Source organism: Stutzerimonas stutzeri (assembly GCF_002890915.1).
GTDB classification, from domain to species: domain Bacteria; phylum Pseudomonadota; class Gammaproteobacteria; order Pseudomonadales; family Pseudomonadaceae; genus Stutzerimonas; species Stutzerimonas stutzeri_AF.
Genome location: NZ_POUT01000002.1, coordinates 408683 through 431879 on the forward strand (window position 1 = coordinate 408683; position 23197 = coordinate 431879).

General features: G+C 66.0%; 23 protein-coding genes and 2 tRNA genes. 11 read left to right on the forward strand and 14 right to left on the reverse strand.

Features of this window, described 5'->3' with window-relative positions:
* Window positions 1-2: 2 nt before the first annotated feature.
* Complete coding sequence (locus tag CXK94_RS05720) at window positions 3-1214, reverse strand: pyridoxal phosphate-dependent aminotransferase (RefSeq protein ID WP_037042812.1); 1212 nt, start codon at window positions 1212-1214, stop codon at window positions 3-5.
* A gap of 238 nt (window positions 1215-1452) precedes the next feature.
* Here CXK94_RS05720 and msrB point away from each other — a divergent pair, with 238 nt between their 5' ends.
* The 3 genes from msrB (at window position 1453) to CXK94_RS05735 (ending at window position 3376) form a co-directional block, all read left to right on the forward strand.
* Window positions 1453-1851, forward strand: a complete 399-nt coding sequence (gene msrB / locus CXK94_RS05725) for a peptide-methionine (R)-S-oxide reductase MsrB (RefSeq protein ID WP_037042815.1) — start codon at window positions 1453-1455, stop codon at window positions 1849-1851.
* A 22-nt stretch (window positions 1852-1873) separates the two neighbouring features.
* Window positions 1874-2356 carry a glutathione peroxidase gene (locus CXK94_RS05730; protein WP_037042817.1) on the forward strand — a complete coding sequence of 161 codons (483 nt, stop codon included), beginning with the start codon at window positions 1874-1876 and terminating at the stop codon, window positions 2354-2356.
* A 114-nt stretch (window positions 2357-2470) separates the two neighbouring features.
* Window positions 2471-3376 (forward strand): ATP-binding protein, encoded by a 906-nt coding sequence (locus tag CXK94_RS05735; protein WP_102893587.1) that lies wholly within the window; start codon window positions 2471-2473, stop codon window positions 3374-3376.
* A gap of 761 nt (window positions 3377-4137) precedes the next feature.
* Here the strand turns inward: CXK94_RS05735 and CXK94_RS05740 are convergent.
* Window positions 4138-4815, reverse strand: coding sequence for a glutathione S-transferase family protein (locus CXK94_RS05740; RefSeq protein WP_102893588.1), 678 nt, complete (start codon window positions 4813-4815; stop codon window positions 4138-4140).
* Between the two features lie 61 nt (window positions 4816-4876).
* Window positions 4877-5632 carry a hypothetical protein gene (locus CXK94_RS05745; RefSeq protein WP_102893589.1) on the reverse strand — a complete coding sequence of 252 codons (756 nt, stop codon included), beginning with the start codon at window positions 5630-5632 and terminating at the stop codon, window positions 4877-4879.
* Between the two features lie 226 nt (window positions 5633-5858).
* Here CXK94_RS05745 and CXK94_RS05750 point away from each other — a divergent pair.
* Both CXK94_RS05750 and CXK94_RS05755 read left to right on the forward strand, forming a co-directional pair.
* Window positions 5859-5934 (forward strand) — tRNA-Glu (locus CXK94_RS05750).
* A gap of 6 nt (window positions 5935-5940) precedes the next feature.
* A tRNA-Gly gene (locus tag CXK94_RS05755) sits at window positions 5941-6016 on the forward strand.
* Between the two features lie 217 nt (window positions 6017-6233).
* Here CXK94_RS05755 and CXK94_RS05760 read toward each other — a convergent pair.
* Both CXK94_RS05760 and CXK94_RS05765 read right to left on the reverse strand, forming a co-directional pair.
* Window positions 6234-7892: an acetolactate synthase large subunit gene (locus tag CXK94_RS05760; RefSeq protein WP_102893590.1), complete on the reverse strand. Its 1659-nt coding sequence runs from the start codon at window positions 7890-7892 to the stop codon at window positions 6234-6236.
* Between the two features lie 32 nt (window positions 7893-7924).
* A complete protein-coding gene (locus tag CXK94_RS05765; protein WP_256046245.1) occupies window positions 7925-9538 on the reverse strand; it encodes an FAD-dependent oxidoreductase in 1614 nt (537 codons plus the stop codon).
* A gap of 128 nt (window positions 9539-9666) precedes the next feature.
* Here CXK94_RS05765 and CXK94_RS05770 point away from each other — a divergent pair, with 128 nt between their 5' ends.
* The gene (locus tag CXK94_RS05770) at window positions 9667-10653 is read left to right on the forward strand and encodes an AraC family transcriptional regulator (protein ID WP_256046246.1); all 987 of its coding nucleotides are present in this window, start codon (window positions 9667-9669) and stop codon (window positions 10651-10653) included.
* A 148-nt stretch (window positions 10654-10801) separates the two neighbouring features.
* Here CXK94_RS05770 and CXK94_RS05775 read toward each other — a convergent pair whose 3' ends face one another.
* Window positions 10802-11452 carry a TetR/AcrR family transcriptional regulator gene (locus tag CXK94_RS05775; protein WP_102893593.1) on the reverse strand — a complete coding sequence of 217 codons (651 nt, stop codon included), beginning with the start codon at window positions 11450-11452 and terminating at the stop codon, window positions 10802-10804.
* A gap of 145 nt (window positions 11453-11597) precedes the next feature.
* On the opposite strand from CXK94_RS05775, the gene CXK94_RS05780 reads away from it, so the two are divergent.
* Window positions 11598-13028 (forward strand): coniferyl aldehyde dehydrogenase, encoded by a 1431-nt coding sequence (locus CXK94_RS05780; protein ID WP_102893594.1) that lies wholly within the window; start codon window positions 11598-11600, stop codon window positions 13026-13028.
* 52 nt (window positions 13029-13080) lie between these two features.
* Here CXK94_RS05780 and CXK94_RS05785 read toward each other — a convergent pair whose 3' ends face one another.
* Window positions 13081-13368, reverse strand: a complete 288-nt coding sequence (locus CXK94_RS05785; protein ID WP_037043878.1) for a metal-sensing transcriptional repressor — start codon at window positions 13366-13368, stop codon at window positions 13081-13083.
* 191 nt (window positions 13369-13559) lie between these two features.
* Between CXK94_RS05785 and CXK94_RS05790 the strand changes: the two genes are divergently transcribed.
* Genes CXK94_RS05790 through CXK94_RS05805 form a run of 4 tightly spaced genes read left to right on the forward strand, consistent with a single transcriptional unit; the run spans window position 13560 to window position 14953 of the window.
* Window positions 13560-13886 carry an ArsR/SmtB family transcription factor gene (locus CXK94_RS05790; RefSeq protein ID WP_102893595.1) on the forward strand — a complete coding sequence of 109 codons (327 nt, stop codon included), beginning with the start codon at window positions 13560-13562 and terminating at the stop codon, window positions 13884-13886.
* Window positions 13883-14317 carry a YeeE/YedE family protein gene (locus tag CXK94_RS05795; protein WP_102893596.1) on the forward strand — a complete coding sequence of 145 codons (435 nt, stop codon included), beginning with the start codon at window positions 13883-13885 and terminating at the stop codon, window positions 14315-14317. The genes CXK94_RS05790 and CXK94_RS05795 overlap by 4 nt, the downstream gene beginning before the upstream one ends.
* Window positions 14318-14319: 2 nt before the next feature.
* Complete coding sequence (locus CXK94_RS05800; protein WP_037043882.1) at window positions 14320-14739, forward strand: YeeE/YedE family protein; 420 nt, start codon at window positions 14320-14322, stop codon at window positions 14737-14739.
* 13 nt (window positions 14740-14752) lie between these two features.
* Window positions 14753-14953: a YgaP family membrane protein gene (locus tag CXK94_RS05805; RefSeq protein ID WP_037043883.1), complete on the forward strand. Its 201-nt coding sequence runs from the start codon at window positions 14753-14755 to the stop codon at window positions 14951-14953.
* A 108-nt stretch (window positions 14954-15061) separates the two neighbouring features.
* On the opposite strand, the gene CXK94_RS05810 is transcribed toward CXK94_RS05805, so the two are convergent.
* From CXK94_RS05810 to CXK94_RS05840, 7 genes are all read right to left on the reverse strand, one after another.
* Window positions 15062-15442, reverse strand: coding sequence for a rhodanese-like domain-containing protein (locus CXK94_RS05810; protein WP_037043886.1), 381 nt, complete (start codon window positions 15440-15442; stop codon window positions 15062-15064).
* A 40-nt stretch (window positions 15443-15482) separates the two neighbouring features.
* Complete coding sequence (locus CXK94_RS05815; protein WP_102893597.1) at window positions 15483-17237, reverse strand: SulP family inorganic anion transporter; 1755 nt, start codon at window positions 17235-17237, stop codon at window positions 15483-15485.
* Window position 17238: 1 nt separating this feature from the next.
* Window positions 17239-18984: a bifunctional protein tyrosine phosphatase family protein/NAD(P)/FAD-dependent oxidoreductase gene (locus CXK94_RS05820; RefSeq protein ID WP_102893598.1), complete on the reverse strand. Its 1746-nt coding sequence runs from the start codon at window positions 18982-18984 to the stop codon at window positions 17239-17241.
* Window positions 18985-19007: 23 nt separating this feature from the next.
* Window positions 19008-19871 (reverse strand): MBL fold metallo-hydrolase, encoded by an 864-nt coding sequence (locus CXK94_RS05825; RefSeq protein ID WP_037043890.1) that lies wholly within the window; start codon window positions 19869-19871, stop codon window positions 19008-19010.
* A gap of 160 nt (window positions 19872-20031) precedes the next feature.
* The gene (locus tag CXK94_RS05830; RefSeq protein WP_037043892.1) at window positions 20032-20763 is read right to left on the reverse strand and encodes an ABC transporter ATP-binding protein; all 732 of its coding nucleotides are present in this window, start codon (window positions 20761-20763) and stop codon (window positions 20032-20034) included.
* Window positions 20756-21976, reverse strand: a complete 1221-nt coding sequence (locus tag CXK94_RS05835) for an ABC transporter permease (RefSeq protein WP_102893599.1) — start codon at window positions 21974-21976, stop codon at window positions 20756-20758. Before CXK94_RS05835 ends, CXK94_RS05830 begins: the two co-directional genes overlap by 8 nt.
* A 5-nt stretch (window positions 21977-21981) precedes the next feature.
* Entirely contained in the window at window positions 21982-23163 is a 1182-nt protein-coding gene (locus CXK94_RS05840; RefSeq protein WP_102893600.1) for an efflux RND transporter periplasmic adaptor subunit, read from the reverse strand.
* Window positions 23164-23197 lie beyond the last annotated feature (34 nt).

Consider the following 23197-nt stretch of genomic DNA (forward strand, 5'->3'; position numbering starts at 1 on the left):
GTTTACTGCTGGTACGTCTTGAGGAAGTTGCCGATACGCCCGATGGCCTGCTCCAGATCGTCGACGCGGGGCAGGGTGACCACGCGGAAATGATCCGGCCAGGGCCAGTTGAAGGCGGTGCCCTGGACGATCAGCAGTTTCTCGGCCAGCAGCAGGTCGAGCACGAACTTCTCGTCGTTGTGGATCGGGCAGACCTTCGGGTCGATCCGCGGGAATGCATACAGCGCGCCCATCGGCTTGACGCAGCTGATGCCGGGGATATCGTTGAGCAGCTCCCAACTGCGGTTGCGCTGCTCGAGCAGGCGGCCTGGCGGCAATATCAGGTCATTGATGCTCTGGTAGCCGCCCAGCGCGGTCTGGATGGCATGCTGCGCCGGTACGTTGGCGCACAGGCGCATGTTGGCGAGGATATCCAGGCCTTCGATATAGCTCTGCGCCTTCTGCTTCGGACCGGAGATCGCCACCCAGCCGGAACGGAAACCGGCGACGCGGTAGGACTTCGACAGGCCGTTGAAGGTCAGGCAGAGCACGTCCGGCGCCAGCGAGGCGGTGGACACATGCACGGCGTCGTCGTAGAGAATCTTGTCGTAGATCTCGTCGGAGAACAGCACCAGCCGGTGCTGGCGTGCCAGCTCGACCATGCCTTCCAGCACTTCCTTCGGGTAGACCGCGCCGGTGGGGTTGTTCGGGTTGATCAGCACCAGCGCCTTGGTGTTCGGCGTGATCTTGGCCTTGATGTCGGCCAGGTCCGGCCACCAGTTGGCCTGCTCGTCGCACAGGTAGTGCACCGGCTTGCCGCCAGCCAGGCTCACTGCGGCGGTCCACAGCGGATAGTCCGGCGCCGGGATCAGCACCTCGTCGCCGTTATTGAGCAACGCCTGCATGGACATCACGATCAGCTCGGACACGCCGTTGCCGAGGTAGATGTCCTCGATGCCGACGCCTTCCACCTGCTTCTGCTGGTAGTACTGCATGATCGCCTTGCGGGCGCTGAACAGGCCTTTCGAGTCGCTGTAGCCCTGGGCGGTGGGCAGGTTGCGGATCACGTCCTGGAGGATCTCCTCCGGGGCCTCGAAACCGAACGGTGCCGGGTTGCCGATGTTCAGCTTGAGGATGCGATGGCCTTCCTCTTCCAGGCGTTTGGCGTGCCGCAGCACGGGCCCGCGGATGTCGTAGCAGACATTGGCGAGCTTGTTCGATTTACTGACCTGCATGATCCTGAGTGTCCCGAAGTGAAAGCGCACCAGCGCTGGAATGGCTGGTCACGCCTGGCATGAACCCGGGCGCCTTGGCAGTCGGAAACCCCGCTGCCAGACTAGGCGTCGAAGAGGGAGGCATGATACGTGCGCCCCGACCACCGGGAAAGGTACAGATCGGCCTTTTTTAGAGGGGGTCTGTTCCTCTCTCCTGCGTTCGCAACGAAACGGCAACAGACCCTGAGGAGGTGTATCGATGGACAAGCTGGAAAAACCGCTGGACGTCTGGCGCGAGGAGCTTTCCGACGAGCAATTCCAGGTCTGCAGGCTCGGCGCCACCGAGCGTCCCTTCAGCGGCAAGTACAACGACACCAAGACACCGGGCATCTACCATTGCGCCTGTTGCAACGCGCCGCTGTTCGACTCGGATGCCAAGTTCGATTCCGGCTGCGGCTGGCCCAGTTATTTCCAGCCGGTCAGCGACACGGCGATCGCCAGCCTGGACGACTTCAGTCATGGCATGCACCGCATCGAGGTCAGGTGCGCGCGCTGCGATGCGCATCTGGGGCATGTGTTTCCCGATGGCCCTCGACCGACCGGGCTGCGCTACTGCATCAATTCGGCCTCTCTCAATCTGGTGCCGCGCGAGGCCTGACCCGCGCCGCAAGGAGCCGTGCATGCACGATCCGCTTTTCGACATCCCCTGCGTCACCATCGACGGGCAGCGCAAGACGCTCGCCGCCTATCCGGCCAAGGTGCTGTTGGTGGTCAATACCGCCAGCCAATGTGGTTTCACGCCGCAGTACAAGGGATTGGAGGAGCTGTGGCAGCGTTATGGCGAGCGCGGCCTGGTGGTGCTCGGTTTTCCCTGCAACCAGTTTGGCAAGCAGGAGCCGGACAGCGAGGAGCAGATCGCCGCGTTCTGCGAGCGCCGCTTCGGTGTCAGTTTTCCGTTGTTCGCCAAGGTCGAGGTCAACGGCGGGGACGCGCATCCGCTGTTCGTCGAGCTGAAGAAGCGCGCGCCGGGGCTGCTGGGCAGCAAGGCGATCAAGTGGAACTTCACCAAGTTTCTCATCGCCGAGCAGGGGCGCAAGGTGAAGCGCTATTCCTCCAGCACCGCGCCGCAGGCGCTTGCAGGCGAGATCGAAGCCCTGCTATGAGTGGCGGCTGGTGCGCCCGCCACGCCGCTCCCCCCCCGGGATGATCGGCCCGCGTGTTCATTTTCGGTTCATGCCCGGCGTTGGCCGGGCTTTTCTTCGTATCTGGAGTCGTTCATGGATGTCGAGCTGAAAGCCTTTCTGCAGCGTGCCGAGGGTCTGCTGGCGCGTATCGAACCGCTGCTGCCGGAGCAGCCCCCGGTCATCGACTGGGGGCGGGCCCTGGCCGCACGCTGGCAGCGCGATGCGCGCTCGGGCTATCTGGCGCCGCTCGAAGTCAGCCTCGACCTGAGCCTGGACGACCTGATCGGTGTCGACCGCCAACGTGATCTGCTGGCGGCCAACACCCGCCAGTTCGTCGACGGTCTACCGGCCAACCACACCTTGCTGTGGGGCGCGCGGGGTACCGGCAAGTCGTCGCTGATTCGTGCGCTGCTGGCCGAGTACGCGCCGTCCGGGCTGCGGCTGATCGAGATCGAGCGCGACCATCTGGCCGACCTGCCGCGGGTGGTCGAACAGCTCGTCGGCTTGCCGCAGGCGTTCGTGCTGTTCTGCGACGACCTGTCGTTCGAGGCCGGGGAGGGCGACTATCGCGTGCTCAAGAGCGTGCTCGACGGCTCGCTGGAGCGCGCACCGGAAAACGTGCTGCTGTACGCCACCTCGAACCGCCGGCATCTGGTGCCGGAGCGCCAGAGCGACAACGAGAACTGGCAGATGGTCGACGGCGAACTGCATCCGAACGAAGCCGTGGAGGACAAGATCGCCCTGTCGGACCGCTTCGGCCTGTGGCTGTCGTTCTATCCCTTCAGCCAGCAGCATTACCTCAGCGTGGTGCGCCACTGGATCGCATCGCTGGCGCGGCGCGCCGGGTTGGAGTGGGGCTGGGACGAGGAACTGGAGAAGGATGCGATTCGCTGGGCTACCGGCCGCGGCAATCGCAACGGTCGTTGTGCTTATCAATATGCCCGCCAGTGGGTCGGTCGGCGCCTGCTGGAGGCGCATCGCCGAACGCCCGCGACCTGATTTTTCAGGCCTCGGGGCGGGCCAAAGGCAGCAGGCCCCACCGAACCCAGTGGAGGCGAGCCCTCGCGGCGATGCGGGCCACTGGCCTGCCAGAAGCTGAAAAGCATCGCCCCGAGGTCGGGCCTCCCACAAAAGCAGCCCGGCCCGCACCGGATCGGTGGGAGCGCGCCCTCGCCCGGCCGCGGCAATCGCAACGGCCGTTGTGCTTATCAATATGCCCGCCAGTGGGTCGGTCGGCGCCTGCTGGAGGCGTATCGCTGAACGCCCGCGACCTGATTATTCAGGCCTCGGGGCGGGCCAAAGGCAGCAGGCCCCACCGAACCCAGTGGAGGCGAGCCCTCGCGGCGATGCAGGCCACTGGCCTGCCAGAAGCTGAAAAGCATCGCCCCGAGGTCGGGCCTCCCACAAAAGCAGCCCGGCCCGCACCGGATCGGTGGGAGCGCGCCCTCGCCCGGCCGCGGCAATCGCAACGGCCGTTGTGCTTATCAATATGCCCGCCAGTGGGTCGGTCGGCGCCTGCTGGAGGTGCATCGCTGAGCGCCCGCGACCTGATTTTTCAGGCCTCGGGGCGGGCCAAAGGCAGCAGGCCCCACCCGAACCCAAGGCGCGCCCTCGCGGCGATGCAGGCCACTGGCCTGCCAGAAGCTGAGAAGCATCGCCCCGAGGTCGGGCCTCCCACAAAAGCAGCCCAGCCTGTACCGGATCGGTGGGGGGCGCCCTCGCGGCGATGCGGGCCGCAGGCCTGCCGGGTAAGCCGCTACTCAGGCAGTGGCGGCCTTGCCCATTTCCTGCAGCTTGGCATTCATTCGCTGTTCCCCTGGCAACAGGCTGGCAACCGAGGGGCGTACGAGGATGCGCTGGTAGTGGGCTGCCAGCGCGGGCCAGCGCCGAGCGTCGACCTGCTCGCCGCCGTGTGCCATGTTGATCAGCTGGGAGGTGATGGCGATGTCCGCCATGGACAGCTCATCGCCGACGAAGTATTCCTGCTGCCCCAGTTGTGCTTCGAGGTAATCGAAGTGCGCCGGCAATTTCTCCTCCAGCGCTGCGCGCACGGCTTCTTCGTTGCAGGGGTGGCCTGCGGAAGGCTTGAGGATGCGATTGCGGAAGATGGTGAAGGTGGTCAGCGGCGCCAGCTCGTAGTCCGCGTATTTTTCCAGCCAGCGGACGCGTCCGCGTTGCCGTGCTTCTTCGGCATAGAGGGCCGGCGTTTCGGCATAGGCTTCTTCGAGGTACTGGCAGATCACGCTGGAGTCGGCGAGGGTGCAATCATCGTCCTTGAACGCCGGGATGCGGCCGAGCGGGTTCAATTGCAGGTACCACTCCGGTGGCGTGAAGGGCATGACGGTTTCGAGTTGATACTCAAGGCCTTTCTCGAGCAGGCACAGGCGCACCTTGCGTACGAAAGGGGAAAGGGGCACGCCATAAACGGTCAGGCTCATTGTTGTTCTCCGCCGGGACAGTTGGTTGCAGCCGGAGCCGGATGGCCCCGGTATCGTCACGTCAGTAGACGTTCTTCTTCTTCCACAAGTCTTCGTCGTCGAAGGCCTTCATGCCTTCGGTCAGCTCGCTGGGTTCTTCGACTTGCGGCCGCTCGTTTTTCAGCACCAGGCTGTTGGCATGATCCAGCAGGGCCTGGAGCTGCTTCAACTGCGCCTGGTAGTTGGCGGGCGCAGCCTGTTTGCGGATGTGCTGGATGCCGCGCTCGAAGGCCAGGCGCGCACGTTGTGGCAGGTTCTGCTGCAATGCCTGCCTGCCCAGGCTGGTGAAGAACTCGATATGCAGTATCGCCAGCATGCGCTGGATGTCCTGGAGCCAGCGCTTGGCCTCGGCTTGTTGCAGCTGACCGTCCTTGGTGGCGCGAACGATCTGCGCATGCAGATCCTCCAGCATGAAGCGGGCTTCCTTGGCCTGCGCTTCGGTAAGGATCTGGCGTGGCGGGTTGCGCACCTCGATCGCTTCGCCTTTGGCCAGCCCGGTGCGCAAGGCGTGGATGCGCGCTGCCAGTTTGTCGTTGCCCTTGTCGAGCGGCAGCAGACGTTCGCTCAGGTTCAGTTCGAGCCCGGTGAGCAACAGCTTGAGGGCGGGAGTCATCATCTGGCCGGGAAGGCCGTCCGACAGCTCGGCACAGCGTCGGCAGCGATCATTGAGATCCGCACGCCGGCGGGCCTTTTCCAGGTTGTTCTTTTCGACGATCTGGATGGTGTAGACGATGATGACCAGGAGGAACACACCGGCCAGGATCAATCCTGTGATCATAAGTGGAGACACTCACTGTACCTCTCGAGCCGCTGGTTTTGGCCTGAGTGTAGTGGCTCGACCGTTCGACCGATAGCTCTGTCCGCCGCCGGCGAGCGCGTGCAAAACTTTTTTCGAATCAATGCTTGACGGCTCCCGAAGGCCTCCATAGAATGCGCGCCACTTGCAGCGTGAAGCACAAAGCGAAACGCTGGAAGCCGGAAGAAAGCTGTAGTTTCCGGGCAGCGTCCCCTTCGTCTAGTGGCCTAGGACACCGCCCTTTCACGGCGGTAACAGGGGTTCGAGTCCCCTAGGGGACGCCAATATTTGCGGGAATAGCTCAGTTGGTAGAGCACGACCTTGCCAAGGTCGGGGTCGCGAGTTCGAGTCTCGTTTCCCGCTCCAAATGTCGGTTTGCAGACCTTTATCGAGGTTTGCGAATCATCGAAAAAAGGACCGAAAGGTCCTTTTTTCGTTTTTCCTTATTTGATTTGCTTCCCCCGTTCCCGACAGCCCTACTACCTGCCATCGTCTGCGGCCTCGTGTTCGTTTTCCACGATATGGCTGAAGAGTCGCCGTCTCCTTCAGGAAAACGCATTCTATCGGACGCGTCCCTTGCCGCTCAGGGGGCGATTTTCCGCTTCACGGCGCCGGCCAGCGAAGGGGGAAGGTTGGGCAGGGCGCGCAGCAGCCAGGGCAGCAGCCTGCGCTTGGTGGCGTTCAGGGCCTCTGGAACCAGCGCCTCGATCAGGTGCGGACCCGGGTTGGCCAGGGCGTATTCCATGGCCTGCAGCAATTCCTCGGCAGTCTCCACGCGCACGGCGTGAACGCCCATGCCCTGGGCCAGGCGGGAAAAATTCAACACCGGATCGCTGAGATCCAGCTGTGACCTGGCCTTCGGCCCGGCCTCTTCGGCCCCGACCCGCTCCAGCTCGACATTGAGCACCGAGTAGGACGCGTTGTTGAAGATGATCGAGGTGACATCGAGCCGCTCCCGAGCCATGGTCCAGAGCGCCTGGAAGGTGTACATCGCGGAACCGTCGCCGATCAGTGCCAGCACCGGGCGATCGGGGCAAGCGATGGCCGCGCCGACGGCGTTGGGCAGCCCTTGGCCGATGGCGCCGCCGGTCAGGGTGAGCAGGTCGTGCCTCGGGACGCCGGCGGTCAGGGCCGAGAGCATCAGCCCCGAGGTGATGGCTTCGTCGATCAGAATTGCATTTTCCGGCAGCAGATGGCCCAGGGCCTTGCACACCTTGGCGGCCGTGAGTTTGCCGCGCGGGCGGTTGGGGCGTAGGGCAGGTTGCAACAGGGGCTGGGCCTGTTCCGCGCCGAGCGCGGCGCAGAGCTTTTCCAGACTGGCGGTGGTGTCCTCGGCCGGGCTGGCGAGGACGTGCAGGTTGCAGCCGTCGGGAACCAGGTCGCTCCGCTTGCCCGGATAGGCGAAGAAGGACACCGGCGCCTTGGCGTCCACCAGGATCAATTCCTCGATTTGCCCCAGCTGCACTCCGGCCATTTCCGCCATGTAGGCGATGCGCTCGACCGCCGGCAGGCCGGCCCCGCGTTGCAGGCGGGTGGGGAAGACCTCGGCCAGCAGCCTGACGCCGCAATGCGCCGCGATACGCGCGGCGGCCAGCAGGTCCGCTTCGCGCAGCGCGCGCCCGCCCAGCAGGAGCGCGGTCTTGCGCCCCGAGCGGATCGCCTCGGCGATGGCCGCCACGCGGGCGTCATCGGCGCATTCGGGGGCCGGCGCCGGTGGCGGTGGGCAGGGCATGCCGCCGTCGCCCCAGGAGACATCCGCCGGCAGGATCAGCGTGGCGACCCGTCCCGGATAGCCGCGGGCGGCGGCAATGGCGTCGACCGCGTCCTGGCACAGCTGTGCGGTGCTTTCGGAGGTGCGCACGAAGTCCGGGGAAACGTTGCGCGCCACGGACTCGATATCCGACTGCAGCTGGGCGTCGTAGCGGGTGTGGTAGGTCGCATGATCGCCGACGATGTTGACCACGGGAACCTTGCCCTTGCGTGCGTTGTGCAGGTTGGCCAGGCCATTGCCCAGGCCGCAGCCCAGATGCAGCAGGGTGGCGGCCGGTTTGCCGGCCATGCGCGCGTAGCCATCGGCCGCGCCGGTGGCCACGCCCTCGAACAGCGCCAGCACGGCGCGCATGCGCGGCTCGCTGTCGAGCGCGGCGACGAAGTGCATTTCGCTCGTGCCCGGGTTGCTGAAGCAGACTTCGATGCCGGCATCGGCCAGGGTTTTCATCAGGGCTTGGGCGCCATTGGCCATGGCGGTTCTCCTTTTTTATTGGGTCTTGTCGGTCAGCCGATGTCGATCGAGCGGGCGGCGGCGCGCGCGGTGAGTACGCAGCCGGGCAGGAAGGTGCCTTCCAGCGAGCGCTTGCCACTGGCACCGCCACCGCCGAAGCCGGCGGCTTCGCCCACGCAGTAGAGCCCGTCGATAGGACGCCCGGCGATATCCAGGGCCCGGCTGTGCAGGTCGGTGCGCAGTCCGCCCAGGCTCTTGCGGGTGATCAGCTGGACCTGGATGGCGATGAACGGCCCGGCGCCGGGCTTCTGCAGGGGCGCCGGCTTGCACGTGCGCAGGCGGTCCGGCCCCCATTGCCGTGCGTGCAGGATGCGCCGCAGCTGCTCGTCGTTGTGCAGCCGCGCGCCGCGGACGAAATTGGCATCGAAGGCATCCGCGGTGGCCTGCAGCACGGCGGGATCGACGTCCAGCGAGCAGGTCAGCGCGTTCATCTTCGCCGCCAGCCCGGCCAGGGTTTCGTCCACCAGGAAATGCGGGCTTTCCCGCTGCATCTGGCGTACGAGGCGGTGATTGCCCAGCAGGGTTTCCTTGAGGAAGCCGGGAAACTGCATGTCGCGAATGCGCAGGTTGTGTTCGGCCCCGGACAGGGCGAATTCCTTGGCCGCGATCCGCCAGTTGAGCAGATGCCAGGTCCAGGGTTTTTCCTGCTCCGCCACCCGCTGACACAACCAGTGGGTGTCGAAGCCGGTGACCAGCGGTTCGGGGCCGATGCGCCGACCGCGGTGATCGAGCCACAGGGCGGATTTGCAGGGGATGGTGGAAAGCCCGTGCCCGGCGAAATGTGGGTAGGGGTGGGGGAAGCCGGCGGCATAGTTCCACATCTCGCCGGCATGGCTGATCTGCCCGCCCAGCTCGTTGGCCACCCACCGATGAAGCCGGCCATCGGCGAAGGGGTGCGCGCCATTGAGCATGCCGGCCGGCATCGGCCGGTCCTTGGGCCAGTTGGCGCGTACCTGCTCGTGGCTGCCGTTGATACCGCCCATGGCGAGCACCACTACCGGCGCCTGCAGACGTACCTGAGCGCCGCTCCGCTCGCAGATCGCCGTGGCGCCATCGATCCGTCCGGCCTGGCGGTCGAGCCCGATGATGCGGTGCTGGTGCAGCAGTTGCAGGCGACCGCCGCTGTCGGCGGCGTGCAGGGCGGCGATCAGGCGCCGCACGAGTTCGCGGCCGGTGCCCCAGACGATGTGATAGCGCGGCAGGCTGTTGCCCTCGCCGTAACGGCCGCGTTCCACCCAGTTCACCGCGGGCATGAATTTCACGCCCAGTTCCAGCAACCAGTCGTGGACCTCGGCACGGCTGCGTTCGACATAGTAGCGGGCCCACTGCCGCGCGTGCTCGTCATCCGGTGCGAGTTCGCCGAAGCGCAGCCAGTCGCGCAGCGCCGTTTCCGGCGTGTCCGGAATCTTCATCCGCGCCTGCAGGGGCGTGCCGACCAAGGTCATGCCGCCGAACGCCCACAAGGCCAGGCCCCCTAGGCGTTCGGGCGTGTCGCGGTCGACCAGGGTCACGCACTTGCCTGCGCGCAGGGCTTCGAGGGCGGTGACGAGACCGGCCAGGCCGCCCCCCGCCACCAGTACGTCGGATTGCACGGTTGCCGTGGTCAACGGGATTCTCCTTGTGCATGCGGGCGTATGCTTCGCCCGTCTTGTAGAGCTGAACCATAGCCGCATACCATCGCGCCATGATTGACCCAGGAGGCCACGGAAGATTGACTTTGCAGGCCAGCGTTTCCATGAGTTGGGTGAATACCGTCCTGCTGGCGGCCCAACGCCAGGGTGTGGAGACCGCCACCCTGCTGGCGGCCGCGGGCATGGCCGAAGCCGAGTTGCAGCGGGAGCGCTGGCCGATCGATCACATCACCCGGCTGTGGTGGGCCGCCGCGCGGCTCACCGCGGACCCCGGCTTCGGCCTGAAGGTCGGCAGGCTGGCGGTGCCGGCCGGACTGAATCTGGTGGGTTTCATGCTGCAATCAGCGCCGACGCTGCGCGAGTCCATCGCGGTGGTGCTGAAGTACCAGCGCCTGGTCAGCGACGGCGGGCGCTTGCAGATGATCGCCGGAAGCGGAGCGAGTTGGCTGGTCTATCACCCCCGGCAAGGAGAGCTGCCCTTCAGCCCGCACCAGATCGAGGCGGTGTTGGCTGCGGTGATGGCCATCGCGCACTGGCTTACGGGAGCGCTCGTGCAGCCCCTGAAAGTGCAGTTCAACCAACCGGCGCTGGGGCCTTCCGAGGGCTACCAGGCGGTCTTTGCCTGCCCGGTCGAGTTCGAGCAGGCCTTCAGCGGGTTGCTGCTGGACAATGCGATCCTGGATACGCCGCTGCCACAGGCCGACGCGCAACTGGCCAGGCTGCATCAGCAGCATGCGACCGCACGCCTGGCGGCGCTTTCCCCGGTCGACACCCTGGTGCAGGATCTACGCCGCTGGATCGCCTCGCGGATGCATGGCCAGGTGCCCAGCCGGACCGAGGCCGCACAGGCCTTCGGCCTGAGTTCGCGGACCCTGGCGCGACGGCTGCAGGCCCAGCAGTCGGATTTCTCGAGGTTGGTGGACGAGGTCCGGCATGAAGCCGCCCTGCATGCGCTGACGCATGGCGAACATTCGCTTGCCGATATCGGCCAGTCCCTGGGCTTCGCGGAACCGAGCACCTTCTGGCGCGCCTTCAAGCGTTGGACGGGGCGCACACCGGCCCAGTGGCGGCGGGAGCGGGGTGGGGATTAGCGTCAGCCGGAACACCTCTCCGTAGGAGCGAGCTTGCTCGCGATCAGGGTGTCTGGCGTGTCCCATCGCCGGCAAGCCGGCTCCTACACGGAGCTTTTGCGTAGAGCGCGAACCTCGCTACCCAGAGCCATGGGTGCTTCGATCGAAACTAGGCCATCGGCGCGTACAGGCGCTGCAGCAGCTCCTGAACGGCGTTGCGTGCCTGCTCGGTGACGTAGCCGCTCTCCAGCGCCAGGATCTGGTATACGCCGCGGCGCATCAGCTCCTCGCTGATGTCGCCGGGGCTGTCGCGGACGGAGCAGAGGAAGCGCGCCCAGGAGGTGAGGACGATCCAGCTGTTGAGCGCCAGCGCTTCGATCTGCCGCTCGTCCATGGCCAGGATGCCGGCGGCGACGAAGCCGCGATAGATATCCTCCGCGGCGCGCAGACAGCGCTGGGCAAAGGTCCGGTAGCGCCCGGCCAGCTCGCTGTCGCTTTCCAGCAGATGTTCCAGGTCGCGGTGCAGGAAGCGGTAGTGCCACATGGCTGCCAGCAGCGCTTCCAGGTAGAAGGTCTTGTCCGCCAGCGTCAAGGCGCGGCCCTCGGGCAGACGCAGGAAGGCGCCGACCCGATCCTCGTACTGGGCGAACAGCTCGGCGACGATCGCCTGCTTGTTGCGGAAGTGGTAGTACAGGTTGCCCGGCGAGATGCCCAGGTGGGCGGCGATGTGATTGGTGGTCACGCTGCGCTCGCCCTGGCTATTGAACAGCTCCAGGCTGGCTTCGACGATGCGTACGCGGGTCTTGTTCTTCGGGGCCATGGTTCGGTTCAACACGCGGGAAAGGGGCGAAAGTACAGGGAAGCATCCAGCCTGACGACCGCCACACATCTCGTTTGACGATTTAGAGTAATTGCTCTAGAAGTCATTCCTGTCTATCCATCGCTTCCCGAGAGAATGCCCACCCATGGTCGCCGATATCGCCTGTCTCCCACAAAGCCAACGAGAGGTCGATGCACTGCAACCGCTGCTGGCCGCCCAGCGCGTCGCCTGTCGTGCCGATCCCATGCCCTCTGCCGACCAACGCCGCACCTGGCTCCGGGCGTTGCGCCAAGCGATCCTCGACGAGAAGCAGGCGCTGGTCGAAGCGGTATCCAGCGATTTCGGCAATCGCGCCCACAGCGAGACCTTGCTGGCGGAGATCATGCCCAGCCTGCATGGCATCGACCATGCCGCCAAGCGCTTGCACCGGTGGATGAAACCATCGCGGCGCCGCGTCGGCCTGGCCTTCCAGCCGGCTTCGGCGCACGTGCTGTACCAGCCGCTCGGCGTGATCGGCATCATCGTGCCGTGGAATTACCCGCTGTACCTGGCCTTCGGTCCGCTGATCGGCGCACTGGCCGCCGGCAACCGGGTGATGATCAAGATGAGCGAATCGACCCCGGTCACCTCGCAGCTGGTCAAGGAGCTGCTGGCCAGGGTTTTCCCCGAGGACCTGGTGGCTGTGGTGCTGGGTGAGGCGGAGGTCGGCCAGGCCTTCTCGCGCCTGCCCTTCGATCATCTGCTGTTCACCGGCGCCACCAGCATCGGCAAGCAGGTGATGCGCGCCGCCGCCGACAACCTGGTGCCGGTGACGCTGGAACTGGGGGGCAAATCGCCGGCCATCGTCTCGGCGGACGTACCGCTGGCGGACGCCGCCGAGCGCATCGCCTTCGGCAAGACCCTGAATGCCGGGCAGACCTGCGTGGCGCCGGACTACGTGCTGGTGCCTGAGGCGCGGGTCGAGGAATTCGTCGCCGCCTACCGTGCCGCCGTACAGCGCTTCTATCCCGGCCTGGAAGACAACCCGGACTACACCGCGATCATCAACGAGCGCCAGTTGAACCGCCTCCGGGGCTACATCGCCGACGCCGAGAGCAGGGGCGCGCGGCTGGTCCCGCTGTTTCCCGGCGACCAGGGACGGCGCCTGGCCCACAGCCTGGTGCTGGACGTCACCGACGAGATGAAGCTGATGCAGGAGGAGATCTTCGGCCCGCTGCTGCCGGTGGTGCCTTACCGGCGTCTGGACGACGCCCTGGCCTATGTCAACGAGCGTCCACGCCCGCTGGCGCTGTACTACTTCGGCTACGACAAGGGCGAGCAGCGACGCGTGCTGCACGAGACCCATTCGGGCGGCGTGTGCCTGAACGACACCCTGCTGCACGTGGCGCAGGACGACATGCCGTTCGGTGGCATCGGGCCTTCGGGGATGGGCCACTACCACGGGCATGAAGGTTTCCTCGCCTTCAGCAAGGCCAAGGGCGTGCTGATCAAGTCGCGCTTCAACGCCGCGCGACTGATCTATCCGCCCTACGGCACGGCGATCCAGCGGCTGATCCTGAAACTGTTCATTCGCTGATGGCTGCCGATTCGGCGCGCCCGGTCAACGCTTCCCCCGCGCCGAACAGGCTTCAGGTGTACTTGGTGAAGATGGCGCGGACCCGCTCCAGCGCCTCGCCGGTATCCTGTTCGTGATCGTACAGGGCCTCCTCCAGCAGGCAGGTCAGCATCAGCCGATAGGCCTTGTCCAGTGCGCTGCGGGCCGCGGAGAACTGCTGGGCAATCGCTTCGCAATCCTCGCCGCGCTTGATCATGGCCTGGATGCCGCGCACCTGTCCTTCGACTCTCGCCAGCCGTTTCAGCATGGCCTGCTGCTGATGCTGCAGGTCCGTGGCGACGGGAGTGGTCTGGTTGTCCATGCGCTACCTCGATCTCAGGGGGAATAGGCAAACAGCCCCGACTTGGCCGGTGGCAGGATTCGCCTGTTCGATATACGGGTAGGGGCATGCTAACGGGGCGCAAAGCGGATGACCACATTCTTTCTACCGATGGCTTGCAAGACAATATACAAATAAATATATTGTTTATATCTTAACTATCGGCGTGACGCATGAACGCGAATCCTCCCGAGCTGGATATCCAGCAACTGCGGGCCAATGCGGCTTCGGCCGGGGCGCTGCTCAAGACGCTGGCCAATCCCGATCGCCTGTTGCTGCTTTGCCAGCTATCCCAGGGTGAACGCAACGTCAGCGAACTCGAGGCATTGCTGGGGATCCAGCAACCGACGCTGTCGCAGCAACTGGCGGTGCTGCGACGCGAGGGGCTGGTGGAAACCCGGCGCGACGGCAAGCAGATCTACTACCGGATCAGCAGCCCGGAGGCCCTGGCGGTGATTACCACCCTGTATCGGCTGTTTTGCGAGAGGGGCCCGCAATGACCATCGACTGGGGCAATTTCACACCCTGGACGGCCTTGGCCGGCGGCGTGCTGATTGGCACGGCTGCCAGCTTGTTCGTCGTCCTCAACGGCCGTATCGCCGGAATCAGCGGCCTGCTCGCGAGCATGCTGGAGCCGGGAGGGGAAGGGCGGGGTGAGAAGTTTCTGTTCATTCTCGGCGTGCTCCTGGCGCCCCTGTCCTGGCTGCTGTTCGATGGGCTGCCGGCCATGACGTTCCAGACCGGCTGGCCCGGGCTGCTGATCGCGGGGCTGCTGGTCGGTGTCGGTACGCGCTATGGCGCCGGCTGCACCAGCGGTCATGGTGTGTGCGGTATCTCGCGCCTGTCGCCACGCTCCATCGTCGCCACGTTGGCGTTCATGCTGGCCGGCTTCGCCACCGTATTTGTTCTGCGTCATCTTCTGGGGGGCTGAACATGCGCAAGCTGACTTCGTTTGCCGCCGGCTTGTTGTTCGGGCTGGGGCTATTGCTCTCGGGGATGGCCAACCCCGCCAAGGTGATCGGTTTTCTCGACCTGGCAGGGGCCTGGGACCCTTCGCTCGCACTGGTGATGGCCGGCGCGATCGGGACGGCGCTGGTGCCGTTCGCCTGGGCCAAGCGGCGCAGCCGCGCGTTGCTGGATGCACCGATGCAACTGCCGCACAAGCGTGAGCTCGATGGACGACTGATCGGCGGCAGCCTGGTGTTCGGTATCGGTTGGGGCATCGCCGGCATCTGCCCGGGCCCCGCGGTTGCGGTGCTGCTCAGTGGCCACTGGCAGATCGCGCTTTTCGTGCTCGCCATGCTCGGCGGGATGTTGCTGTTCTCCGCGCTGGAACGCCGGCGCGCTTGCTGACCGGGAGGTCGTTATGAAAGCCAATGTTGGAACAATCGATCGTGTTCTGCGAATTATCGTCGGCCTGGTGCTGATCGGCCTGACCCTGGGCGGGGTGATCGGCGTCTGGGGCTGGATCGGCCTGCTGCCGCTGGCCACCGGCATCTTTCGCTTCTGCCCAGCCTACACGCTACTCGGGATCAAGACCTGCAAGGCCTGTAACGACAAGGCCTGACGGCAGCGCAATGCGCCGCCGGCCGGAGGGCTGGCGGCAGAAGGCCGACAGTGATGTCGGCCTTTTTCATTCCTGCCGCGCCACAGGCGCTCGCGCGGTCCGTTTGCTTCATTCGAAACTCGGCAGGCTCGGTTTCACCACCGGCAATCCGGCCTCGTTCCAGGCATCGAATCCTCCGGCGATGGATTTCACCTGCAGGTAGCCCATCTCCTTCAGCGAGACCGCGGCCAGGGCCGCACGGCCACTGGTCTTGCAATAGAGCAGGATGCTCAGGTCGCGGGCGCCAAGTTCGGGAGTGTTGCTGAGCTTGAATTCGAGCAGGCCGCGCGGAATGTTCAGCGCGCCGTCGATATGCCCCTCGTGGTACTCGTCGGCTTCGCGCACGTCGATCAGTACATCGGCTGCCTGAATCGCCGGCCCGGCGTCGGCAATCGATACTTCCTGGATATGCGATTTGGCCTGTTCGACGAGGTCGTGAGCGGTTTTCATCCTATGGTTTTCCTGTGAGTCATGGTCAAGAAATGAGTGTTCAGGCGTGGGCGCGCTGGCGCCCCAAGGCGTGGCGGGTGGTCTGTGGATCCAGCGCGAGCAGCGCTTCGTACTGGCTGAGGAATACCTGCCCGCCGAAATGATCGAGAAACTCGGCGCGCCGTAGCTGATCCATCACCGGCCCCTTCACCTCGGACAGATGCAGCTGGACGCCGGCGGCATGCAGGCGCGTGGTGATGGCTTCGAGGCTTTCCAGCGCGCTGGCATCGATCAGGTTGACACCCGGGCACATCAGCACCAGGTGCTCGGCCTGCGGGTGCCAGCCGATCAGCTCGGCGACGCGGTCCTCGAGATAGCGGGCGTTGGGGAAATACAGGCTCTCATCGACGCGAACCGACAGTACCCTGGGGCTCTGTATGACGGCGAAGCGTTCGATGTTGCGGAAGTGTTCGCTGCCGGGCAGTTGGCCGACCACCGCGATATGCGGCTGGCTGGTGCGCCAGAGGAACAGCAGCAGCGACAGACCGACGCCCAGGATGATCCCGCTTTCCACGCCGATCAGCAGCACGCCGAGCATGGTCGCGGCCATTGCCGCGGCATCCTGGCGAGAGTAGCGCCAGGTCCGCTTGAGCGCGGCCAGGTCCACCAGGCTGAGCACGGCGACGATGATGGTGGCCGCCAGCACCGCATGCGGCAGGTTGTGGAACAGGGGCGTGAAGAACAAGACGGTGATGGCGATGCCCACGGCCGTCAGCGCCCCGGCCAGCGGCGTCTGCGCGCCGGCATCGAAGTTGACGACCGAGCGGGCGAAGCCACCGGTCACCGGAAAGCCGCCGCCCAGGGCGGCTGCGACGTTTGCGCTGCCTAGGGCGATCAGTTCCTGATTTGGTTCGATACGTTGGCGGCGCTTGGCCGCCAGTGTCTGCGCGACCGATACCGATTCGACGAAGCCGACCAGGCTGATCAGCACCGCTGCGGGTAGCAGTTGCAGCGCCAGCGCCAGGTCCAGCAGCGGCAGGCGGAATGATGGAAGCCCCTGGGGTACCTGGCCCACCACCCGGACGCCGCTGTCGGCCAGGTGCAATGCGCTGACCACGGCGACCGCCAGCAACAGGGCGACTACCGGGCCGATCTTGGTCAGGTTGGCGGCGAGCAGCGGGCTGACGCCGCGTCGTTCCAGCCAGCCGCTGAGCTGGTTGCGCACCAGGAACAGAAACAGCAGGCTGGAGGCGCCGATCGCCAGGGTCGGCAGGTGCGTTTGCGGCAGGCCGGCGATCAGGCCTTGCAGCAACTCGAGCGCGTTGCCGCTGGCCACCGAAATACCGAGGACGTGCTTGAGCTGGCCGAGGGCGATGAGAATGCCCGAGGCGCTGATGAAGCCGGAGATGACGGGATGGCTGAGGAAGTTGGCGAGAAAGCCTAGGCGCAGCAGGGCCATCAGCAGCAATACGGCGCCCGAGAGCAGCGCCAGAAGCAGCGCCGCGCCGGCATATTCGGCACTGCCTGCCGCGAACAGCGGGCCCAGGGCGGCGGCGGTCATCAGCGAAACCACCGCGACGGGCCCGACCGCCAGGGTGCGGCTGGTGCCGAAGAGCGTATAGGCGATGAGCGGCAGGATGCTGGCATACAGGCCGGTCACCGGCGGCAGCCCCGCGAGCATGGCGTAGGCCAGGCTCTGCGGGATCAGCATCAGTGTCACGATCAGCGCCGCGAGGCCATCCTTCCCCGCGGCGCTGCGGTCGTACCGGCTTGCCCATTCCAGGCAGGGCAGATAGCGGGCCAGCCGCTGTTTCATATCACTTCTTCTCCTGAGTGAAATCGCAGGCGTTCGGCGCCTCGGCCGGGCGCGGTTCGAAGTCCAGGTGCTTCGGCTCGGCCAGCCATTCATGGCCCTTGAGCATCATGTCGAAGTAGATCGACGGCATCCATTGGGTCTTCAATTGCCAGGCCAGGCGCCTCGGCACCCGGGGGTCGAGGGGGAAGGTCGGCAGCAGCTTGCCGCCATAACCGAACTCGGCAAGGATGACCTTGCCGCGCTCGACGGTCAGCGGGCAGGAGCCGTAGCCATCGTAGATCGCGCGCGGCCCGCTGCCGCCCAGCACGCTCAGGACGTTTTCGGCAACCACCGGCGCCTGCTTGCGCACCGCAGCGGCGGTCTTGGCGTTGGGCGCGGAGCAGACGTCGCCGAGGCTGAAGATGTTGCCGAAGCGCGGGTGGCGCAGCGTTTCATGCTCGGCTTCGAACCAGCCGTCGGCATTGCTCAGCGGGCTCTGGCGAATGAAGTCCGGGGCATGCTGCGGCGGTACCACGTGCAGCAGGTCGAAATCGCGTTCGACCGTACGGCTCTGGCCGTCACTGCCGGTAACCTTGAACCAGGCCTTGTGCGCTGGCCCGTCGACCGCGGTCAGGCTGTGGTTGAAGTCGAGTTGGGCACCGTAGCGCTCGACGTAGCGCATCAGCCCGGGAACGAAATCCGCCACCCCGAACAGCACCGCGCCGGCGGAACAGAAGTCCACCTGGATGTCCGGCAGTACGCCCTGCCTGAGCCAGTAGTCGCACGACAGATACATGGCCTTTTGCGGTGCGCCGGCACACTTGATCGGCATCGGTGGCTGGGTGAACAGGGCCTTGCCACGGCGTAGCCCCTGCACCAGTTGCCAGGTATAGGGCGCCAGTTCGAAGGCATAGTTGGAGGTCACGCCGAACTTGCCGAGGCTGTCGCGCACGCCTTCGATGGCATCCCAGTCGAGGCTCAGCCCGGGGCAGACCACCAGTGCCCGATAGCCGATGCGGCTGCCGTCTTCCAAAACCACCTGCTGGTGCTCCGGCTCGAAGGCCTCGGCGGCGGCGCGTATCCATTGGGCCTTGGCCGGGATGCAGCGGCTCATGGCGCGTTCGGTCTCGGTGCGTTCGAACACCCCGGCGCCCACCAGGGTCCAGCCCGGCTGGTAGTAGTGCTGCTCGCGCGGCTCGATGATCCCGATGCGCAGCCCCGGGTCGCGCTTGAGCAGGCTGGCAGTCACCGCGCAACCGGCCGCACCTGCGCCGATCACCAGGACGTCGTAGCGTGGCGTGACGGCGAAGCGGGGCGCTGGGCTCAGTGGCTCATCGGCCGTGGCTTGCCAGTATTGCTGCAGGCGCGGCAGCAGGGCGCCCAGGTCGTAGTTTGCCTGCCCGGCGGTGCGCAGCAGCACCTGCGGGTCCAGGTGGTGCGCCTCGGCCAGCGCCCAGAGGGAGGCAGAACGCGTGCCGGTCCGGCAGAACGCCAGCGCCGGGCCCTTGATCCGCTCCAGCAGGGCCCGGAAGGCGGCGACGTCGGCGTCGCTGATCTGCCCGGAGACCACCGGCAGGTGATGGTAGTCGAGCCCGGATGTTTCGGCGGCCGTGCGCATCGCCGCGCTGGATGGCTGACCTTCGCCTTCGTTGTCCGGGCGGTTGTTGATGACGCAGCGAAAGCCGCTGGCGGCCAGTGACGCCATGTCCGCCGGTTGCAACTGTGCGGCGACCGAGATGAAGGGGGTCAGGTTTTTTATTGTTTGCATGGGACATCCTCCACTCAGTGGGTTTACAGCACGTCCAGGGGGATCTTCAGATAGCGCATGCCATTGCTCTCCGGCTCGGGCAGTTCACCGCCGCGCATGTTGACCTGCACCGAGGGCAGGATCAGGGTAGGCATCGCCAGCGTGGCGTCCCGGGCGGTGCGCATGGCGACGAAGCGCTCTTCGTCGATGCCGCCGTGTACGTGCACGTTGTGTTCGCGTTCGGCTGCGATGCTGGTTTCGTAGAGGAACTCCTCGCGGCCGGGTGCCTTGTAGTCGTGGCACATGAACACACGCGTCTCGTCCGGCAGCGCGAACAGTTTCTGGATCGACCGGTACAGCGTGCGCGCATCGCCGCCAGGGAAATCGCAGCGGGCGGTGCCGTAGTCGGGCATGAACAGGGTGTCGCCGACGAAGGCGGCATCGCCGATCACATAGGTCATGCAGGCTGGCGTATGGCCCGGGGTGTGGATGGCGCGCGCCTGGACGCTGCCGACCTGGAAGGTATCGCCGTCGTGGAACAGGTGATCGAACTGGCGCCCGTCGGTGGCGAAGCCGGCACCGGCATTGAACAGCTTGCCGAAGGTGTCCTGCACCACGGTGACCTGGTCGCCGATGGCCAACTGGCCGCCCAGCCGTTGCTTCAGGTACGGTGCGGCGCTCAGGTGGTCGGCATGGACGTGGGTTTCCAGCAGCCATTGCACCTTGAGGTCATGCTGGCGCACGTAGTCGACCAGGCGTTCGGCGGTCGCATGGGATGTGCGGCCGGACGCCGGATCATAGTCCAGCACCGAGTCGATCAGCGCGCACTGGCGTGTTTCGGGATCGCTCACCACATAGCTATAGGTGAAGGTCGCGGGATCGAAGAAGGCTTCAACATGGGCGTTCATGGGCGACTCCTTGGTCGGTGGGTTTAATACCCATGGGGGTATGCTCCAAGTCGATCTTAGCTCTGATTTTGGTTATATGCTTAGAATTTATAGTTATTAGCGATGCCGAACCACTTCGCCGACCGCTCCACCAGGGAGGGCGAATGGCGCGCGGGAGGATTCAGGTTCCGGCCGGGTTGCTTTCGTCGCTGACGATGCGGCCATCCACCAACTGAATGGTACGTGCGCAATCGGCGGCCAGCCGCGGGTCATGGGTCACCACCAGCACCGCGCAACCGAACTGGGCGTTGATGCGGTGGAACAGCTCGAACACGCTTTGCGCCGTGCGGCTGTCGAGATTGCCGGTCGGCTCGTCGGCCAGCAGCAGCGGCGGGCGGGTGACCAGTGCCCGGGCGATGGCGACGCGCTGTTGCTGGCCGCCGGAGATCTGGGTCGGCTTCTTGTCGGCGAAGGGGCCCAGGCCGACTTCTTCGAGCAGGTTGCGGGCCCGTTCGACGTCGTCGCCGGAAGGCTTGCCGTGGCGGATCATCAACGGCATCAGCACGTTCTCCAGCACGCTGAACGCGGAGATCAGGTGATGGAACTGGAAGACGAAGCCGATGGCCTGGTTGCGCAAGTGGGTGCGTGTCGCATCGTCGCCGTTGCGAGTCGGCTGGCCGAGCAGATACAGCTCGCCGGCGCTGGGCGTGTCGAGCAGGCCGATGATATTGAGCAGGGTGCTCTTGCCGGAGCCGGACGGGCCGACCAGGGCGGCCAGCTCGCCGCGACACAGGCGCAGGTCGATGCCGTGCAGCACCTCGGTTTCCAGCGGGGTGCCGGTGTTGAACGTCTTGCGCACCTGATCCAGGCGCAGTACTTCGGTGGCATCCTGGAAGGGAATGGATTCAGACATAGCGGATCGCCACCGCCGGGTCGTAACGGGCTGCCCGCCGCGCCGGCAGCGCCGCGGCCAGGACCCCGGTGATGGTCGCCACCAGCATTGCCAGCGGTACCAGCCTCGGGTCGACGGGAATGTAGAACAAGCCTGGCCCCAGGGTATTGAAGACCTGCACCAGCCCCCAGCCGGCGGCGCTTCCGCAGGTCGAGCCGAGGAGCCCGAGCAGGCCGCCCTGCAGCAGGAAAACCCGCAGGATCTGCCCGCGCGGGCTGCCCATGGCGCGCAGGATGCCGATCTCGCGGGTTCGCTGGACCACGCTCACCGCCAGCACGCTGGCGATACCGAAGGCCACCGAGATGCCGACGAATACGCGGATCATCTCGGTGGTCATGCTCTGCGAGCTGAGGGCATTGAGCAACTGGCCGTTGGTTTCCATCCAGCTTTCCGCGCGCAGGCCGGTGAGCCGCGCCAGGCGCCGGGCGATGCGGTCGGCCTGGAAGATTTCGGCCACGGTCGTGTCGATGACGGTGATGCCGCCGGGCAGGTCGAGCAGCGTCTGCGCCTGTTTCAGGTCGAGGTATACATAGCGCGCATCCAGTTCGCGTACGCCCAGTTCGAAGATGCCGGAGATGTCGACAACCGCTTCGCGGCCCTCGCCGGCATCCAGGCGCAGCTTGTCGCCGATGCCGAGTCCCAGGTCCCGGGCCAGCTCCTTGCCGATCACCGCATGGCTGGCGCCGACCAGCAACCGGCCGTCGATCAGGTCCCGGGCCAGGGGAATGATGCGCTGATAGCGCTGCGGGTCGATGCCGAGCAGTGCCACCGAGGCACGTGCAACGCCGCGGCGGGCCAGCGCCGGGCCGCTGACCACCGGCGATACGGCGAGGATCTGCGGGTCCTCGTCGAGAACGTCGCGTACATCCTGCCAGTTGATGATCGAGCGCAGGCGCTGCGCGCGCGGGCTTTCCAGCACGAGTGCAAGCGTCTCGCCGTCCGTCGGCAACGTCCGGTTGACCTCATCGGGCGGGAGAATACGAATGTGCGCCTGGGTACCCAGGGTGCGCTCGATCACGTTGGCCTGCAGGCCGGTGATCAGGGCGGTGATGAAGACGATCACGGCCGAGCCGACGGCGATGCCGAAGATGATCAGCAGGGTCTGCATGCGATTGTCCAGCAGGAAGCGCAGTGCGATCTTCCATTCGGTCCACAGCGAATCGGCCAGGCGCATCGGGTTCAGTCCTGGATGCCGCTGGGAATCGGCTGCTCGCGCATGCGCACCCGCTGGCCATCCTCAGCTTCGCCGATCAGCACCCGGTCACCGGCCCGCAGGCCGTCCACCACCTCGCTCAGCGCAGTGCCGAGCAGGCCCAGGCGGATATCCACGCGCTCGGCCATGCCGTCGCGCACGCGCAACACCTGGGCCCGTTGGCCATTGCGCGCACGCAAGGCGTCGTTGGGCAGCACCAGCGCCCGGTCGCGGCGGCCGGTCTCGATATTCACCGAGACGGTCATCCCTTGGCGCAGGAAGTCGGCCGGCTCGAGCAGGTCGAGATGGACATCGATGGTGCCGCGTGATGTATCGACGCTGGGGGCGATGAAGCTGACCCGGGCCTCCAGCAGGCGATCGGGGTAGGCATCGGCGATGATCCGCGCCGCTTGCCCCAGTTCGACCGGCGCCAGGTTCTTCTCGTCCAGCGGCAGCAGGATCTCGCTGCTGCCCGAGCGGGCGATTTCCAGGAGCGTGCGGCCCGGCTGGACCAGGTCGCCAGGCTCGACGTTGCGTGTCTGCACGATGCCGTCGACCTGGGCATGAATACGGGTTTTCGCCAGCGCGGCGCGGGCTGCTTCCAGGCGCTGGCGCAACACCTGCTCCTCGCTGCCGCCAGCGGCCAGCGCGGCCGCAGCGAGGCGCGCGCGGTCCCGTACCACGCGCGCGGCCAGTTCGGCTCGTCGGGCCTGCTCGAGCGCCTCGGAGGCCAGCAGCTTGCGCTCGAACAGCGTTTCGCGCCGCTTCAGTTCGCGCGTGGCCTGTTCGAAGTCGCTCTGCGCATCACGCAGGGTCGCCTCGGCTTGTGGCCGGCTGGATTCGGCCAGCTGGCGCAGGGCGGCTTCGGCTTCACCGAGGCGGGCGCGCGGTTCCTCGTCACGCAATTCCAGCAGCAGGTCGCCGGCCTTCACCGCGTCACCTTCGCGAACATGCCGCATGGCGACGACACCGGTGAGCTCACTGCCGACCTGGGCGATCGACAGGTGGTCGACCTCGCCGCTGGCGACCACGCGCTGCACCAGCGGCCGTGCCTCCAGCCGATAGCCGGGCAGCTCGGGGCCCTGCCAGCGGTGCCAGAGCAGCCAGGCACCGAGCGCTAACGGCAGGGCGAGCAACAGCAGCGAGCGGAAAGATTTGGCGGCAGGCAAGACGGACCACTCCCTGATACGGCCCGTGACGGCC